The sequence below is a fragment of the Streptomyces sp. NPDC006643 genome (assembly GCF_042870175.1).
GTDB lineage: Bacteria > Actinomycetota > Actinomycetes > Streptomycetales > Streptomycetaceae > Streptomyces.
This window is the reverse complement of sequence record NZ_JBIAHA010000012.1, coordinates 196,250-213,309: the sequence shown is the minus strand read 5'-3', so window position 1 is coordinate 213,309 and position 17,060 is coordinate 196,250. Positions and strand designations below refer to the sequence as shown.

General features: G+C 71.9%; 11 protein-coding genes. 2 read left to right on the top strand and 9 right to left on the bottom strand.

What is annotated here, in order from left to right:
• Positions 1-61: 61 nt before the first annotated feature.
• The 4 genes from ACFYNU_RS18500 to ACFYNU_RS18485 all read right to left on the bottom strand — a co-directional run bounded on the left by ACFYNU_RS18500 (position 62) and on the right by ACFYNU_RS18485 (position 9,406).
• Positions 62-1,801 (bottom strand): protein kinase, encoded by a 1,740-nt coding sequence (locus ACFYNU_RS18500; protein WP_356586919.1) that lies wholly within the window; start codon positions 1,799-1,801, stop codon positions 62-64.
• A gap of 137 nt (positions 1,802-1,938) precedes the next feature.
• Positions 1,939-5,178: a protein kinase gene (locus tag ACFYNU_RS18495; protein WP_356586917.1), complete on the bottom strand. Its 3,240-nt coding sequence runs from the start codon at positions 5,176-5,178 to the stop codon at positions 1,939-1,941.
• A 231-nt stretch (positions 5,179-5,409) separates the two neighbouring features.
• Complete coding sequence (locus tag ACFYNU_RS18490; RefSeq protein WP_356586915.1) at positions 5,410-7,371, bottom strand: serine/threonine-protein kinase; 1,962 nt, start codon at positions 7,369-7,371, stop codon at positions 5,410-5,412.
• Between the two features lie 328 nt (positions 7,372-7,699).
• Positions 7,700-9,406 (bottom strand): glycerol-3-phosphate dehydrogenase/oxidase, encoded by a 1,707-nt coding sequence (locus ACFYNU_RS18485; protein WP_356586913.1) that lies wholly within the window; start codon positions 9,404-9,406, stop codon positions 7,700-7,702.
• A 258-nt stretch (positions 9,407-9,664) separates the two neighbouring features.
• On the opposite strand from ACFYNU_RS18485, the gene ACFYNU_RS18480 reads away from it, so the two are divergent.
• Both ACFYNU_RS18480 and ACFYNU_RS18475 read left to right on the top strand, forming a co-directional pair.
• Entirely contained in the window at positions 9,665-10,927 is a 1,263-nt protein-coding gene (locus ACFYNU_RS18480) for a nucleotide sugar dehydrogenase (protein ID WP_356586911.1), read from the top strand.
• 117 nt (positions 10,928-11,044) lie between these two features.
• Positions 11,045-11,575: a hypothetical protein gene (locus ACFYNU_RS18475; protein ID WP_356586909.1), complete on the top strand. Its 531-nt coding sequence runs from the start codon at positions 11,045-11,047 to the stop codon at positions 11,573-11,575.
• A 99-nt stretch (positions 11,576-11,674) separates the two neighbouring features.
• Here ACFYNU_RS18475 and nadE read toward each other — a convergent pair whose 3' ends face one another.
• The 5 genes from nadE to ACFYNU_RS18450 all read right to left on the bottom strand — a co-directional run bounded on the left by nadE (position 11,675) and on the right by ACFYNU_RS18450 (position 16,971).
• The gene (nadE, locus tag ACFYNU_RS18470) at positions 11,675-12,517 is read right to left on the bottom strand and encodes an ammonia-dependent NAD(+) synthetase (protein ID WP_356586907.1); all 843 of its coding nucleotides are present in this window, start codon (positions 12,515-12,517) and stop codon (positions 11,675-11,677) included.
• A 116-nt stretch (positions 12,518-12,633) separates the two neighbouring features.
• Positions 12,634-13,758: a GuaB3 family IMP dehydrogenase-related protein gene (locus ACFYNU_RS18465; protein ID WP_069625261.1), complete on the bottom strand. Its 1,125-nt coding sequence runs from the start codon at positions 13,756-13,758 to the stop codon at positions 12,634-12,636.
• Between the two features lie 114 nt (positions 13,759-13,872).
• Positions 13,873-15,375, bottom strand: a complete 1,503-nt coding sequence (gene guaB, locus ACFYNU_RS18460; protein WP_356586904.1) for an IMP dehydrogenase — start codon at positions 15,373-15,375, stop codon at positions 13,873-13,875.
• Positions 15,376-15,505: 130 nt separating this feature from the next.
• Positions 15,506-16,081 carry a sigma-70 family RNA polymerase sigma factor gene (locus tag ACFYNU_RS18455; RefSeq protein WP_356586902.1) on the bottom strand — a complete coding sequence of 192 codons (576 nt, stop codon included), beginning with the start codon at positions 16,079-16,081 and terminating at the stop codon, positions 15,506-15,508.
• A gap of 278 nt (positions 16,082-16,359) precedes the next feature.
• Positions 16,360-16,971 (bottom strand): response regulator transcription factor, encoded by a 612-nt coding sequence (locus tag ACFYNU_RS18450; protein ID WP_003948568.1) that lies wholly within the window; start codon positions 16,969-16,971, stop codon positions 16,360-16,362.
• Between the last annotated feature and the right edge of the window lie 89 nt (positions 16,972-17,060).

Genomic DNA, 17,060 nt, shown 5'->3' with positions numbered 1-17,060 from the left:
ACCGCGATGGCCACCGGGGGGCGGCAGCGGGTGCAGAGCCGTGACATCGGCCCGGCCCCGCTCACTGACCCGCGGTGCCCGCCCGCCAGCCGCCCAGCATGGTGTCGAACTGCGCGCGGGACCAGTCCTCGGCGGGACCCGACATGTAGAGGGCGTACTCGGTCGAGCCGTCCTCCGAGAAGAACATCTGGTCGATCGCGCGGCGCGGGCCGACGTACACCTGCTTCTCGTCCGTCTCGGTCCAGGTGAACTCCCAGAGCGCGGCCTTGGTCTGGCCCCGGAAGGTGTTGGGACCCAGGTTGATCCGCTGGTACTCGGGCAGGCCGTCGACGTTCTTCTCCATGTCCATCATGTGGTGGTACGGGTCCTTGAAGTCCGGCGAGGTGTCGACGGCGATACGGAGGAAGTTGACGCCGTCGTCGGGTGTGTAGTCGATCTGGTCGCCGTTCATCCGCCGCTCCCAGCCCTTGGGGACGAGGACGCTGAAGCCGGCGGGATCGTCGACCTGCTGCCACCCGGCCGGGACGGCCTCTCCGCCGGTGTTGCCGCCGTCGCCCGAATCGCCGTCGCCGGATTCGCCGTTGCCCGAATCGCCGTTGCTGGATTCCCCGTTGCTCGGTTCCCCGTTGCCGTTCTGATCCTTGCCGTCGTCGGACGTGCCGCCCGGCTCCGGGTCGGCGCCGGCGCTCGTGCCCGGATCGTCGTCGCCACCGGCCTTGAGCGCGACGAGGCCCGCGCCGCCGCCGATGAGCGCGGCGGCGACGACCGCGACGAGTACCGTGCGCCAGCGGCGGCCCCTCGCGGCGGCCGACGGGACGGGGCCGGTCACCTGCGGCGGATAGGCGTGCGGCGGCGTCTGCCCGTGCGGCGCTCCGGTCTGCGGGGGCAGGGCGTGGGCGTGGGACTGAGGGTGGGACTGCGGGGTCGGCGCCGGCGCCGGCATCTGCGTCGTCCGCGCCGCCTCCGGCACGCGCCCGCTGAGCACGTCGCGCAGCATCCGCTCGGTCTCGACGGCGTCGGGCCGGGCCTCGGGGTCCTTGGTGAGCAGGGCGGTGATCACGGGCGTGAGCGGCCCCGCGCGTACGGGCTCCGGCGGGTCGTCGACGACCACCGCCTGCATGGTGGCGACCGCCGACGTACGGCGGAACGGCGAGGTCCCCTCCACCGCCGTGTGCAGCGTCGCCCCCAGGGCCCACAGGTCCGAGGCGGGCCCCGGCTCGTGGCCGCGCACCCGCTCGGGCGCCAGGTAGTCGATGGAGCCGACGATCTCACCGGTCCGGGTGATGGCCGAGTCGCCCTCGATGGCGGCGATCCCGAAGTCCGTGAGCAGCACCTGGCCGTCCTGTGCGAGCAGGACGTTGCCGGGTTTGACGTCGCGGTGCAGCACCCCGGCCGCGTGCGCGGCACGCAGCGCGGCGAGGACCTCAAGGCCGATGCGGGCGGCCTCCCGTGGCGTGATGGGGTCGGGGGTGAGCGCCTCCGCGAGCGACGGCCCGTCCACGTACTGCATGACGATCCACGGCCGGCCGCCGTGGTCGAGCACGTCATGGACCGTCACCACGGCGGGGTGGCTGATCCGGGCGGCGGCCCTGGCCTCTTTCTGCGTACGGGCGTGCAGCACGGCGCGGTCGGCGGCCGAGACGTACAGCGCCGCCGTCAACTCCTTCACCGCGACTGTCCTGTTGAGCAGTTCGTCGTGGGCACGCCACACCTTGCCCATGCCGCCGCTGCCGATTGACTCGCCCAGCTTGTAGCGCCCGGCGAGGACCAGTCCCTCGCGCGTTTCCGCTGAATCGTCCACGTGCCCCTGCCTGTTCCTCGGACTGACAGATTACGGAGCAGACGTGCGCACACGGAACCTGGGCCCGCGCCTGAAACCTCACCGTGACACACGCGTGCGATCTGACGGCCAGTCAGTAACCGGTGGTCAGCGGGCTGTCAGCGGGTTATCCGGTAGGAGCCGGTGGCCTGTTGGTAGATCTCGGAGACCTTGTCCTTCTCGTTCACCGGGCCGATGACCTGCACGATGTGATAGCTGCCCTTGACGATCATGGCGAGATTCCGTACGTAGACCTCCTGGCCGCTGGTGTTCTGCCAGGTGTACTGGCCCTCGGCCATGCGCTGTTGGCCGACGTCGATCCGGCGCAGCCCCGTCGCGGTGGCCCAGGACGAGTCCCGGAACGGCTGCAGCTCGCGCTGCTTCTCCCGCTGGTAGGCGAGCGGATCGTCTCCGTTGTCGGCCACCGTGTCCCGGCCCGGCACCACGATGAGCGTGAAGTCGCCCCGCCCGTAACGGACTTGGCCGCTGTCGTTGATCGGGCGGCGCTCCCAGCTCTTGTCCACACCGATCTCGAAGCCCTCGGTGTCCTTGCGCAGGACGTATCCGGCCGCGAGGTCGGGGGCCCCGGAGGTCTGCGGTGTGGAGGAGTTGCCGTCCTCCGGCTCGTCGGCGCCGTTGTCCGGGGTCGTGTCGGGGTTCTGCTCCGGCGGTGTCGCGGGCGCGCTCGGGTTCGATCCCGCGCCGTTCCGCGACTGCTGTCCCTCGTCGGCCTTCGGCAGGAACAGCACGGCGAGGGCGATGGCCGCGATCATCAGCACCAGGATGACGACGAGCAGGACGCGCCCGAGTGAGCGAGGCCCGCGCGAGCCGCCACCGCCGCCGCCGGACCGCACGCGCGGCTCCCGGTACTCCCGGTCCCCGAAGTCGTCCTCGCGGTGGTCCCGTTCCCGGAGGTCCCGTTCGCGGTAGGCGTGCTCCGACGGGTCGTGGCGGGGCTCGCGGGGCTCCACGTACGCCTCGGCGGCCGACGCGCGCTGCTGGTCGAAGGACCTGCCGCCGCCCTTCTCCTTGCGCTCCTTGACCTTCTTGTGGCGGTGCCGGCCGTCGCTGCCGCCCCGGCCCCGGAAGCGGCGCTTGCGGACCAGCTCGCCCCTGCGGCGCACGATGGGCAGCCGCTCGTCCACGGAAGGCACGGCGACGACGTCGAGACCGGCGTCGGGCTCGGGCGCCGAGCGCACCAGCGAGCGCAGCCAGCCGCGCAGCTCCTCGAAGTCGGGCCGCTCCGTGGGGTCCTGACGGAGCAGCGACTCGACCACGGGGCGCAGCGGGCCGCACTCCTCGGCGAAGGCGGGCGGTTCGGCGCAGACGAGCTGGACCAGCTCGGCCGCGCTCTCCTCCGGATACGGGGCGTGGCCCTGGACGGCGCGGTAGAGCAGCGCGCCGAGCGCCCACAGGTCCGTGGACGGGCCGATGGGCGGGGCGAGTTGCCAGTTCTCGTGGACCGGTCCCGCCTGCTCCGGCGCCCACCGCTCGGTGACGGCGCCGACGATGGCTATCCGGGCCTGACGGGCGCGTTCGGCGGCGAGCGGCGTGGCCGGGCCCCGGTACGCGGGCGTCGTGGCGCCCGCGACGACCTCGTCCCAGCGGCCGGCGGGCGCGGTGGCTCCGGGGACGGCGGGCAGGTTCGCCGACTGCCGCTGGGCGTCGGCGCGCATGGCGTCGTTGGTGCCCGATGTGCCCCAACGGCCGCCGCCGCCACCGCCCGTGGGGCCGCCCGCGGCTTCCTGGCGGAGATACGGGGAGGTGCCGCCGGCCGGGGGCAGCGCCGGTACGCCCCCGCTGCCGGACGCGGGGTGGTACGGGTCGTGGCCGCCGCCCGCGGGCAGCGGGCGGGAGCTGTCGCCGACGCCGGACGGCCCGTCGTGCCAGGTGCCGGCGAGCTGGACACGGCGCGGCGGGCGCGGGTCGTCGTCGTCCTGCTCGAAGTCGTCCTCGAAGTCGTTCTCCGCGCCGGCGCCCGAGCCGTCGTACGCCTGGTGGCCCGGCGGGTCGATCTCGCGGGGCGGCATCGCCCACCAGTCGGGGTCGCGGTTCTCGCCCTGCGAGGGTCCGGCCGTACCGGCTCCACCCGAAGGGCCGCCGGGGGCCGAGGGGTCCGACAGATGCACGGGGCGCTGGGCGGGCAGGTTGCCGGTGTCGCGCTGCTGGTCCTCGGTGACGCGGGCGGCGGCGCGCGCTCCGGCGCGGTAGGCGGCGATGGCTCCGGCGCGCGCGGCGCGGGTGTCCGCCGGGCCGCTGCGGGAGGGGTTGGCCGGGAGGGCGGGCGGGCCGGTGTACGGGACGACGGGGGCCGCTCCCGTACCGCCGCCGGAGGTGTCCGGGCCGGCGCCCTGTCCGCCTTCGGTGCCGGTGCCTGTGCCGGTGTCCGGGCCGGTGGGCCGGCCGAACGCGTCCGTCCCGTAGGGGACTTGATCCTGCGACCGGTCACCGTAGGACCTGTCGCCGTACCTGTCGTCCCCGTAGGTGCCGTCCCCGTACGGCTCGTCCGCCGAGCGGGCCGTCTCCAGCGCGGCGCGTCCCGGCGACGCGGGCCCGACCGGGACGCCGAGCGCGCCGGTGCCCGGGGGCAGCGCCTCGGAGGAGCCCGACCGCCCGCCGGGGATGCCTACGGCGCCCGGTCCGCCGACCGGCACGCCCGATGTCTGCCCGCCCGCGATGCCGGGGCCGGGGGCCTGCCCGGTGCCCGGCACCGGTCCCGGGATCTCACCGGCGGGCCGGTAACCGGCCTCGAAGCCGCCCTCTCCGGGCGTCGGCGGCACCGGCATATAGCCGCAGAGCGCCTCCTCGGCCGCCCCGGCGGCGAGACCGGTGAGCACCACGCGCCCGTCGTCGCAGACGAGCACCGTGCGGATGGTGATGTTCCGGTGGGTCCAGCCGTGGGCGTGCAGCACCCGTACGGCGGTGAGCACGTCCGAGGCGATCTCGGCCGCCCGGTAGGGGTTGAGCGGCTTCTCCGCGAGGAGGGCGGCCAGCGGCCGGGCCGCGACCAGTTCACTCACTATCCACAGCGAGCCGCCTTCGGCGAAGACGTCGAAGACCTGGTCGAGCCGGGGGTGGTCGGGGATCTGGGCGGCGCTCTGCGCGGCCTCGATGGCTCGCCGCACCGCCGGGTCCGTGGGCCTGCGTGTCGTACGGCCCGAGACCCGCCGGGTCGCCGCGGCGCCGTCCGGGTCGACCATCTCGGCGTCCACGACCTCCGGCAACGGCACTTGCCTGACGAGGACTTCCTGCCCGCTGTACGTGTCGAACGCACGTGTCTCGACGAGGTCGAACTCGTCGGACGGAGGCAGGGGCAGGCGGTAGCGGTCGGCGAGTACCCGTCCCGCGTAGTCGTCCACGACGCCTCCCACACACGCGCGCTGTCCCTGGGTCTCCGGATCCTCGGAGACCTCGCGAAACCGCCAATTCCGGTCGTTTACCGGCCCATTGTGACTGCGTACGGTCCGCGAGTTCTCACGATACGTGGCCGCACTCAAATATGCCGCCGGTCACCGCAAGACAGGGCTTAACCTTCCCGGTAACCCGGTCCCGTACGCCCCGTCACCCCGTGTGCTCGCGGACCGCCGCCCTCAGTCGGTCGGCTTGAAAGTGCCGTACGCCGTCTCCCGGAGCGTCCGGCAGTCGTCGTCGTCCCACTCGTCGGCCTTGCAGGTGATCATGATCGCGTAGCCATGGGTGGCGTCGACCTTGAAGCCGCGGTTCAGCACCCGTACCCGCTCACCGCCCTGGTCGCGCTCGAACTCCCAGTCGGCGACGGTCGGATAGCCGTTGAACTCCACCGACTTGATGCCCAGGCGCTTGTAGTTGCCGAGGCTGCCCTTTATCTGGGTCTCCAGCTGCTCCCAGGCGCGCTTCGCGTCGTTCGTCGGCTTGGCGTTGAAGTCGACCTGGACACGGGGGAATTCGCCGTTCTCGCTGTAGATGCCGCCCGAGCTCTGGCCGGCCGTACCGGTCCGCCTGAAGTCGTCCGGCATCCCCATCGAGAAGTGGAACTGCTTGTCCGTGACCGTCTTGAAGTCGTCGGGCAGGCCCTTGCTGCCCGAACCGGATTCGGAGTCCGAGTCGCCGGAGCCCGGCCCCGAGTTGTCCGTGCCGGGGTCCTTGCCGGACGACGAGCCCTCCGACGGCGTGGCGTCACCGCTGCCCTTGGCCGGATCCTGCTGCTTGTCCTGGCCCGCCGTGTCGCCGGTGCCGTCCTTGCTGTCGCCGCCCGCGCTCGCTCCGGCCGACGCGGCGGTGTCGTCCTTGCCCGTGTCGCCCTTGGCCGTGCCGTCCGAGTCGCCGTTGAGCGCGACGGCCAGGACGACGGCGATGATCGCCAGCACGACGACCCCCGCGATGATCATCAAGGTGCGGCGCGGGACGACATCCGTGAGCGAGGCCCGCGTGGCGGTGGTCCGCGCGGCGCCTCCGGCCGGCGCGGCCGGGGACGCGGACGGTGATGCGGCCGAGGCGCCGCCCGTGCGCGCGGCTCCCGCACCGGCTCCCGCGCCCGCCGCGCCCGCGACGCTTCCGCTCGCGGCGGCTTCCCTGGCCTTGCCCTTGCTGCGGGGAGCGGGCTCCGGGGGGATCGGCGGCAGCGCCACGACCCGCGTCGCGTCGGCCGCCGGTTCGGGCAGCTCCGAGGCGTCGGGGGTGTCGATGACGTCCTGGAGCAGCGCCCGCGCGCCCGCGTCGTCGAGCCGCAGCGCCGGGTCCTTGGCGAGCAGCCCGTAAATGACCTCTTCCAGCGGGCCCGCGTTCTTCGGCGGGTCGAGCGGTTCGGTCATGACGGCGGTGAGGGTCGCGATGGCCGACCCCTTGTCGTACGGCGGGCAGCCCTCCACCGACGCGTAGATCAGTCCGCCCAGCGACCAGAGGTCGGCGGCGGGACCGGGCTTCTTGCCGCGGGCGCGCTCCGGCGAGATGTAGGAGGGGGCGCCGACGAGCATGCCGGTCGAGGTGACGGACGGGTCGCCCTCCACCTGCGCGATGCCGAAGTCCGTGAGGACGACCCGGCCGTCCTCCTTGGAGATCAGCACGTTGGACGGCTTCACGTCCCGGTGCAGGATGCCCTCGCGGTGCGCCGAGCGCAGCACGTCGAGGACGGCGAGCCCGACCTCGGCGGCACGCTTCGGGGTGAGGATCCCGTCCTCGCGTACGACCTCGGCGAGGGACTTGCCCTCGATCAGCTCCATGACGATCCACGGCCGGTCGTCCTCGTCCACGACGTCGTAGACCGTCACCGCGCCGTTGTTACGGATACGGGCGATCGCCTTGGCCTCGCGCAGCGTGCGCGTGATCAGGCGACGCTTCTCGTCCTCGTCGATGCTGGTGGGGAAGCGCAGTTCCTTGACGGCGACCGTACGCCCCAGGGTCTCGTCCACGGCCCGCCAGACCGTGCCCATTCCACCGCGGCCGAGCACCTCACCGAGCCGGTACCGTCGGGCGAGGAGGCGCCCCTCAGGGCTCGTGCCGTCCTCGCGCTCGGTGTCGTCCGTGTCCTTCTCGGGGTCCCGCGCCGTGTCCCGCGACTGCTCCGCCTCCGCCATGCGTCCCCTCTGCGATCCCTCATGTCCCGCGCCAGACGCCTGCCCGCGCGCGGCGCAGTAACGCGCCCTGACAGAGGCTCCATTGTCCCTCACTCCGGCGCATGCGATGCTCCCGGGTCCGCCATCCGCCGGTACGGCAGCCCAAGCGGAGCCCGGCGCGGGGCCGTTGGGCGGGGTGCGGCGGACCTCGTCGCTGGTCATGAGCCTGTTCGGGGATCGAACAGACGCGCCCAGCACAATCCCGTAACGGGACGCACCGGACGCCCCATCCGCCTCAACTCACCTCGGAAACCCCGCAGCCGGACTCCGACCGCTCTCGGCGTCCCGCTTACAGCGGCACGATGTCCGGCGCCCCGAGCCGCGCCGCGTCCGCCGTCAGGTCGTCCGGCTGGCGCTGCGACTCGCGCTCCGCCTCCACCCGCTTGCGGTAGTGCTCGACCTCCTTCTCGATCTGGTCCTTGTCCCAGCCGAGCACCGGCGCCATCAGCTCCGCGCACTCCTGCGCGCTGCGCGTGCCCCGGTCGAAGGTCTCGATCGAGATGCGCGTCCGCCTCGTCAGGACGTCGTCGAGATGGCGCGCGCCTTCGTGGGACGCCGCGTACACGATCTCGGCGCGCAGGTAGTCCTCGGCCGCGCCCAGCGGTTCGCCGAGGCCGGGGTCGGCGGCGATCAGCTCCAGCAGCTCCTCGACCAGCGCCCCGTAGCGGTTGAGCAGATGTTCCACACGCACCACGTGCAGCCCGGTCCGCGCGGCGATCCCCGCGCGCGCGTTCCACAGGGCCCGGTAGCCCTCGGCGCCGAGCAGCGGGGTGTCCTCCGTCACGCAGGCCGCCACCCGCTGGTCGAGACCGTGCACCGCCTCGTCCACCGCGTCCTTGGCCATGACCCGGTACGTCGTGTACTTGCCGCCCGCCACGACGACCATGCCCGGCACCGGATGCGCCACGGTGTGCTCGCGCGACAGCTTGCTCGTCGCGTCGGACTCGCCGGCCAGCAGCGGGCGCAGTCCCGCGTACACCCCCTCCACGTCGTCACGCGTCAGTGGTACGGCGAGAACCGAGTTGACGTGTTCGAGGAGATAGTCGATGTCGGCGCTGGAGGCGGCCGGGTGTGCCTTGTCGAGGTCCCAGTCGGTGTCGGTGGTGCCCACGATCCAGTGCCTGCCCCACGGGATGACGAAGAGCACCGACTTCTCGGTCCGCAGGATCAGTCCGGTCGAGGAGTGGATGCGGTCCTTGGGGACGACCAGGTGGATGCCCTTCGAGGCCCGGACGTGGAACTGTCCGCGCTCGCCGATCAGCGCCTGGGTGTCGTCCGTCCACACCCCGGTCGCGTTGACGATCTGCTTCGCCCGGATCTCGTACTCCCCGGCGCCGTCCACGTCCCGCACGCGCGCACCGACGACCCGCTCGCCCTCGCGCAGGAAGCCGACGACGCGGGCCCTGCTGGCGACCTGCGCGCCGTAGCTCGCGGCCGTACGCACCAAGGTGGCGACATAGCGCGCGTCGTCCATCTGCGCGTCGTAGTACTGAAGGGCGCCGACCAGGGCGTCCTTCTTGAGCGCGGGCGCCACGCGCAGCGCGTGCCGCCGGGAGAGATGCCGGTGCGTCGGCAGGCCCCGGCCGTGGCCCGACGAGAACGACATCGCGTCGTACAGCGCGACGCCCGATCCGGCGTAGAGCCGCTCCCAGCCCTTGTGCTGCAAGGGATAGAGGAACGGCACCGGCTTGACCAGATGGGGCGCCAGCCGCTCCAGCAGCAGGCCGCGCTCCTTGAGCGCCTCCCTGACGAGCCCGAAGTCGAGCATCTCCAGATAACGCAGCCCGCCGTGGATCAGCTTGCTCGACCGGCTCGATGTGCCGGAGGCCCAGTCACGCGCCTCCACGAGGCCGGTCGAGAGTCCGCGCGTGACGGCGTCGAGCGCGGTACCGGCGCCGACCACGCCCGCGCCCACGACCAACACGTCAAGTTCACGCTCGGCCATCTCCGCCAGAGCCGTGGCGCGCTCCTCCGGTCCCAGTGTCGCTGTCCTCACCGCTGCCTCCCGTCGCGCCCCCGTGTTGTTCGGGCACTTCGATTCTGTCCGCACTCACCGACTTCAGCCACCGGCTGTGGACAACACCGGTTGAAGAGCGGTTCGCACCTGTCAAATCCGCCGACATGTCACTCCATGTCCGGCCATGTAATGACGCATATCGGTCATATTTACGCCTAGTCTGACATTGCGCTCGCTCGTTCTGTCCACAGGGGTTGCGCCCTCTGTCCCCTCCGGTTATGGGAAAGGACGGCCCACATGCCCGCAGACCTCGCCGTCATCGGACTCGGCCATCTCGGCCTCCCCCTCGCCCAGGCCGCCGTGGCCGCCGGCATCGAGACGATCGGCTACGACTCCGATCCACGGCCCGTCGCCGAACTGGCGGCGGGCCGCACCCCGGTCGACGGCTCGCTCACCGCCTCCGACGTGCGCCGCATGCTCTCCGGCGGCTTCCGGCCCACCACCAATCCGACCGAGCTGGGCCGGGTCCGTACCGCTGTCATCTGCGCGCCTACCCCGCTCGGCCCCGACCGCACCCTCGACCTCACCGCCGTCGGCGAGGCCGCCCGCGCCCTCGCCGCCCGGCTGCGCCCGCACACCACGGTGCTGCTCGAATCACCGGCGGGCCCCGGCACCACGGAAGGATTCCTGCGCGGGATCCTGGAGGAGGGCTCGGGCCTGCGCGCCGGGCGCGACTTCCACCTCGCGTACTCCCCCGGCCGTCTCGACCCCGGCCGCCGTGCCCACGGCCTCACCAACACCCCCAAGGTGATCGGCGGACTCACCCCCGCCTGCACCGAATCGGCAGCCGCCTTCTACGGACGCCTCACCGACAAGGTGGTCCGCGCGCGCGGACCGCGCGAGGCCGAGACCGTCAAGCTCCTCGAAACCAACTTCCGGCACGTCAACATCGCCCTGGTCAACGAGATGGCCGTGCTCTGCCACGACCTCGGCGTCGACCTCTGGGACGTCATCCGGTGCGCCGAGACCAAGCCGTTCGGCTTCCAGGCGTTCCGCCCCGGCCCCGGCGTGGGCGGCCACGGCGTCCCCATGGACCCCAGCTATCTCCCGCACGCGGGCCGTACGCCCGGCCATCCGCTGCGGATGGTCGGCCTCGCCCAGGAGATCAACACACGTATGCCGCAGTACGTGATCCAGCGCTGCGCCGCGCTGCTCAACGAGCACGGCAAGTCCGCGCGGGGCGCCCGCGTCCTGCTGCTCGGCGTCACCTACAAGCCGGACCACGCCGACCAGGAGAGCTCACCGGCCACTGAGATCGCCTGCCGGCTGACGGACCTGGGCGCGACCGTCAGCTACCACGATCCGTACGTCCCCGACTGGCGCGTACGCGATCAGCCGGTCCCGCGCGCCGACTCTCTTTACGAGGCCGCCGCGCACGCGGATCTGACGGTGCTGCTCCAGCACCACCGTACGTACGACCTCCAAGGTCTCGCCGTTAAGGCCCAGTTGCTGCTCGACACCCGGGGGGCGAGCCCCGCGGGCGCGGCGTACCGGCTCTGACGCGGCGGCCCACCGGCCCCTCGTGGTCCGGCAATTGCCTACGAGGGTGTCGTAGCCGACTGCTATGGTCCAGGGCGCTCGCACAACGGTGCGGGCTTTCCTTGGGGGATCCTTCACATGAGCCAGTCCGTTCCACCTCCCGGCAACCCGTACGCCAACAACCCCGGCGGCCCCGTCCCGCCCGGCTCGGGCAACCCGTTCGCCGGCGGCCCCGGCAACCCGTTCGCGCCCGCGCCGCCGGCCCCGCCGGTCCGTGACGCCCTGGGCCTCGGTCTGGCCGCCGCGGCGGGCACCGCGATCGCCGCCGCCGCGATCTACGGCGGCATCGCCGGTGCCATCGAGAGCGAGATCAGTTTCGCCGCGCTCGGCGTCGGCTTCGTCATCGGCTGGGTCGCGGGCAAGGTCGGCGGGCGTAACCCGATCCTCGGCGTGGTCAGCGCCGTCCTCGCGCTGGCCGCCGTCTATCTGGGGCAGATCTTCGGCATCGCGATCATCGCGGCCGACGAGTTCGGCGTGCCGGTGACGGAGATGCTGTTCGACAACTTCAGCCTGCTGACCGACGCGTGGAACGCGAGCAAGGACGTGATGACGTTCCTCTTCCTCGCCCTGGCCGCGTTCGCGGCGTTCTCGGGCGCGAAGAAGGCCTGACGCCACGACCTGATCGTGCGATCGTGCGTGGCCCACACGGGCCACGCACGGTCAGGGCCACGCACGGTCAAGGCCACGCGCGATCAGGACCACGCACGGTCAGGGCCGCCACCAGTCGTCGAGCGGTGTGACGGGGACGGTGCGCTTGTGGCGGGTCGCGAGGAACACCGACTCCACCCGCGCCGCCAGCTCCGGCGTGACGTCGGCGCCTTCCAGATAGTCGTCGATCTGGGCGTACGTGAGACCGAGCGCCTCCTCGTCCGGCAGCGCGGGCCTCTCGTCCTCCAGGTCGGCGGTCGGCACCTTCTCCCAGACACTGGCCGGTGAGCCCAACTCCCGCAGCAGCGCGGCACCCTGACGCTTCGTCAGCCCAGTCAGCGGGGTGATGTCCACGCCTCCGTCGCCGTACTTGGTGAAGAAGCCGGTCACCGCCTCCGCCGCGTGGTCGGTCCCCACGACCAGCAGCCCGAGCTGCCCGGCGATCGAGTACTGGATCACCATGCGCTCGCGGGCCTTTATGTTGCCGCGTACGAAATCCCGCAGCCGGGGCTCGTCACCCAGCAGCTCCCGCAGCCCGAGGGCCGACTCGGCGGCGACGGCGTCCGCGCTCGGCTTGACGTTCACCGCGATCGACCGGTCGGGCCGGACGAACTCCAGCGCGATCTGCGCGTCGTGCTCGTCGGCCTGTACGCCGTAGGGCAGCCGCACCGCGACGAAGACGCACTCGCGCCCCTCCGCGCGCAGCTCCTCACTCGCCAGCTGGCACAGCCGGCCGGCCAGCGTACTGTCCTGGCCGCCGCTGATCCCGAGCACATAGCCGGTCGCCGGGGTCGAGCGCAGATAGTCCTTGAGGAAGTCGATCCGTCGCCGGATCTCGACCTTGGGCACGATGGTCGTCTTGACGCCGAGTTCGGCGAGGATCTGCTCGCGTTGGTTCACCACGCGCGCACTCTACCGACCACGGAAAACGGCCCGGACCGCGTACAGCCCGAACCGGTACGGCCCGGACCGCGTACGGTCCGGGCCACCCGCCCGTCGCCACGCGTGCGGAGAGACGGTCAGCGGCTGTGCTGCGAGTCCGCGACCGTCACCTCGACGCGCTGGAACTCCTTGAGTTCGCTGTAACCGGTCGTCGCCATCGCCCTCTTGAGCGCGCCGAAGAAGTTCATCGAACCGTCCGGGCTGTGCGAGGGTCCGGTCAGGACCTCCTCCGTCGTCCCGACGATGCCCAGGTCCACCAACTTGCCACGCGGCACGTCCTCGTGGACGGCCTCCATGCCCCAGTGGTGCCCCTTGCCCGGCGCGTCGCTCGCCCGCGCCAGCGGGGAGCCCATCATCACCGCGTCGGCCCCGCACGCCACGGCCTTGGGCAGGTCGCCGGACCAGCCCACACCGCCGTCGGCGATCACATGCACATACCGGCCGCCGGACTCGTCCATGTAGTCGCGCCGGGCGGCGGCCACGTCCGCGACCGCCGTCGCCATCGGCACCTGGATGCCCAGCACGTTACGGGTGGTGTGCGCGGCCCCGCCGCCGAAGCCCACCAGCACACCGGCGGCGCCGGTGCGCATCAGGTGCAGGGACGCGGTGTACGTGGCGCAGCCGCCGACGATGACCGGGACGTCCAGCTCGTAGATGAACTGCTTCAGGTTCAGCGGCTCGGCGGCGCCCGAGACATGCTCGGCGGAGACCGTGGTGCCCCGGATGACGAAGATGTCGACACCGGCGTCCACGACCGCCTTGGAGAACTGCGCGGTGCGCTGCGGGGAGAGCGCGGCGGCCGTGACCACGCCCGAGTCGCGCACCTCCTTGATGCGCCGCCCGATCAGCTCCTCCTGGATCGGCGCGGCGTAGATCTCCTGGAGCCTGCGGTTGGCGGTCGCCTCGTCCAGCTCGGCGATCTCGTCAAGAAGCGGCTGCGGGTCCTCGTAACGGGTCCACAGACCTTCGAGGTTGAGCACGCCGAGACCGCCCAGCTCGCCGATGCGGATCGCCGTGCTCGGCGAGACCACGGAGTCCATGGGGGCGGCCAGGAACGGCAGCTCGAAGCGGTAGGCGTCGATCTGCCAGGCGATCGAGACCTCCTTCGGGTCGCGGGTGCGCCGGCTGGGGACGACGGCGATGTCGTCGAAGGCGTACGCCCGGCGTCCGCGCTTGCCGCGGCCGATCTCGATCTCAGTCACGATGTGTGGCCTTTCCTCTACGTCTGCGGCTTCAGTATCCCCGACCCGGCCCGGCACACCGGTGAGGGGCGGTCCCGGAACGAACGGGACCGCCCCTCACCGAAGCGCGGGTCGTCAGCGACCGGTGTAGTTGGGCGCCTCGACCGTCATCTGGATGTCGTGCGGGTGGCTCTCCTTGAGCCCCGCCGCCGTGATCCGGACGAACCGGCCCTTGCGCTCCATCTCGTCGATGGAGGCCGCGCCCACATAGCCCATGGTCTGTCGCAGGCCGCCGATGAGCTGGTGCAGTACGGCGCTCAGCGGGCCACGGTACGGCACCTGGCCCTCGATGCCCTCGGGGACCAGCTTGTCGTCCGAGGACACCTCGCCCTGGAAGTAACGGTCCTTCGAGTACGAACGGCCCTGGCCGCGCGACTGCATCGCGCCGAGCGAGCCCATCCCGCGGTACGACTTGAACTGCTTGCCGTTGATGAACTGAAGCTCACCCGGCGACTCCTCGCAGCCCGCGAGGAGGCTGCCGAGCATCACCGTGGACGCGCCGGCCGCGAGAGCCTTGCCGATGTCGCCCGAGTACTGGAGGCCGCCGTCGCCGATGACCGGGACGCCCGCCGCCTGGCAGACCACTCCGGCCTCGTAGATCGCCGTGACCTGGGGGACGCCGATGCCGGCGACCACCCGTGTCGTACAGATCGAGCCGGGTCCGACGCCGACCTTCACGCCGTCCACACCGGCGTCGATCAGCGCCTGGGCGCCGTCCCGGGTGGCCACGTTCCCGCCGATGACATCCACCGGAACGCTCGACTTGATCTTGGACATCCAGCTCAGCGCGTTGCTGTTGTGCCCGTGCGAGGTGTCCACGACGAGGAAGTCGACCCCGGCCGCCACCAGCGCCTGGGACCGCTCCAGCGCCTCGGGGCTGGCGCCGACGGCCGCGCCGACGAGCAGCCTGCCCTCGGCGTCCTTGGCCGCGTTCGGGTACTTCTCGGCCTTGACGAAGTCCTTGACGGTGATGAGGCCCTTGAGGACGCCCTTGTCGTCGACCAGCGGCAGCTTCTCGATCTTGTGGCGGCGCAGCAGCTCCATGGCGTCCACGCCGGAGATGCCGACCTTGCCGGTGACCAGCGGCATCGGGGTCATGACCTCGCGCACCTGGCGGGCGCGGTCCGACTCGAAGGCCATGTCGCGGTTGGTGACGATGCCCAGGAGCTTGCCCGCGGCGTCGGTGACCGGGACGCCGCTGATGCGGAACTTGGCGCACAGTTCGTCCGCCTCGCCGAGCGTCGCGTCGGGGCGGACCGTGATCGGGTCGGTGACCATGCCGGACTCGGAGCGCTTCACGAGGTCGACCTGGTTGGCCTGGTCGGCGATGGAGAGATTGCGGTGCAGCACACCGACACCGCCCTGCCGTGCCATGGCGATCGCCATACGGGCCTCGGTGACCTTGTCCATCGCGGCGGAGAGCAGGGGCAGATTCACCCTGACGTTCCGGGAGACCAGGGACGTGGTGTCCACCTGGTTCGGGAGGACTTCCGAGGCGCCGGGCAGCAGCAGCACGTCGTCGTATGTCAGCCCGAGCGTCGCGAACTTCTCGGGCACTCCGTCGACGTTTGCAGTCATGACACCTTCCCCAATGGCCTTGATCGGTGCGGATGCCCATGCTAACGGGAACCGGAGGCGTCGAATTCCACGCTCCCGTTCCGCGCTCCCCCGCCCGGTACCGCTCTGCCGACACCCCCCGGGGGGCGCCCTACTGCTCGGCCAGCGCCCGCAGCCTGCTGAGCGCCCGGTGCTGTGCGACCCGTACGGCGCCGGGCGACATCCCCAGCATCTGACCGGTCTCCTCGGCGGTGAGCCCCACCGCCACTCGCAGCACGAGCAGCTCGCGCTGGTTGTCCGGGAGGTTGGCGAGGAGTTTCTTCGCCCACTCGGCGTCGCTGCTGAGCAGCGCGCGCTCCTCCGGGCCGAGGGAGTCGTCGGGCCGCTCGGGCATCTCGTCCGAGGGCACCGCCGTCGAGCCCGGGTGCCGCATGGCGGCCCGCTGGAGATCGGCGACCTTGTGCGCGGCGATGGCGAAGACGAAGGCCTCGAAGGGCCTGCCGGTGTCCCGGTAGCGCGGCAGCGCCATCAGGACGGCGACGCAGACCTCCTGTGCGAGGTCCTCCACGAAGTGGCGGGCGTCACCCGGCAGTCGGCTCAGCCGGGTGCGGCAGTAGCGCAGCGCGAGGGGATGCACATGGGCCAGGAGATCGTGCGTCGCCTGCCCGTCCCCGTCGACGGCACGGTGGACGAGCGCACCGATCACCGTGGTCTCGTCATCGCGCATCGGACCATGGTGCCCCGGCCGCTGCCGATCCGTGGCACCGCGTTCATAGTTGTGCACCGAAGCGTTATGAGCAGGTGCGCCGGAACTCATCTCCCGCGCCCTCCCCTTCCGCTCGCCCGACTCGTCCCCGAGGAACTCCACACCTCAAGGATGCGGCATCGGGCGGGAAACTGTGGCGTACGGGCACCGGTCACCCTCTCCGCCGCCCCGTCCGCCGCACGGCAGACGGGGTTCCGCGAACTCTCCGGACGAGCTGCCCGTACGGCTCCGACCAGCGCCTAACGCACCAGACCCCAGCGGAATCCGAGGGCCACGGCATGCGCCCGGTCGGACGCGCCGAGCTTTTTGAACAGCCGCCGGGCGTGCGTCTTGACCGTGTCCTCGGACAGGAAGAGCTCGCGCCCGATCTCCGCGTTCGACCGGCCGTGGCTCATGCCTTCGAGCACCTGGATCTCCCGCGCGGTGAGCGTGGGGGCGGCGCCCATCTCGGCCGACCTGAGCCGGCGCGGGGCGAGCCGCCAGGTCGGGTCGGCGAGCGCCTGGGTGACGGTCGCGCGCAACTCGGCGCGGGACGCGTCCTTGTGCAGATAGCCGCGGGCGCCGGCGGCGACCGCGAGTGCGACACCGTCCAGGTCCTCGGCGACCGTGAGCATGATGATCCGGGCGCCCGGATCGGCGGACAGCAGCCGGCGGACGGTCTCGACGCCGCCCAGACCGGGCATGCGTACGTCCATCAGAATCAGGTCCGAGCGGTCGGCGCCCCAGCGGCGGAGAACTTCCTCACCGTTGGCCGCGGTCGTCACGCGCTCGACGCCGGGCACGGTCGCAACCGCGCGGCGCAGCGCCTCTCGGGCAAGCGGGGAGTCGTCGCAGACGAGGACGGATGTCATGGCCGCCCTCCGCAGCTGATGCGCGTCACCTTGAGCCTCCAGGCTGAGTACATGTGGTCACCTGTGCGATTGACGCCATCGGACATGTG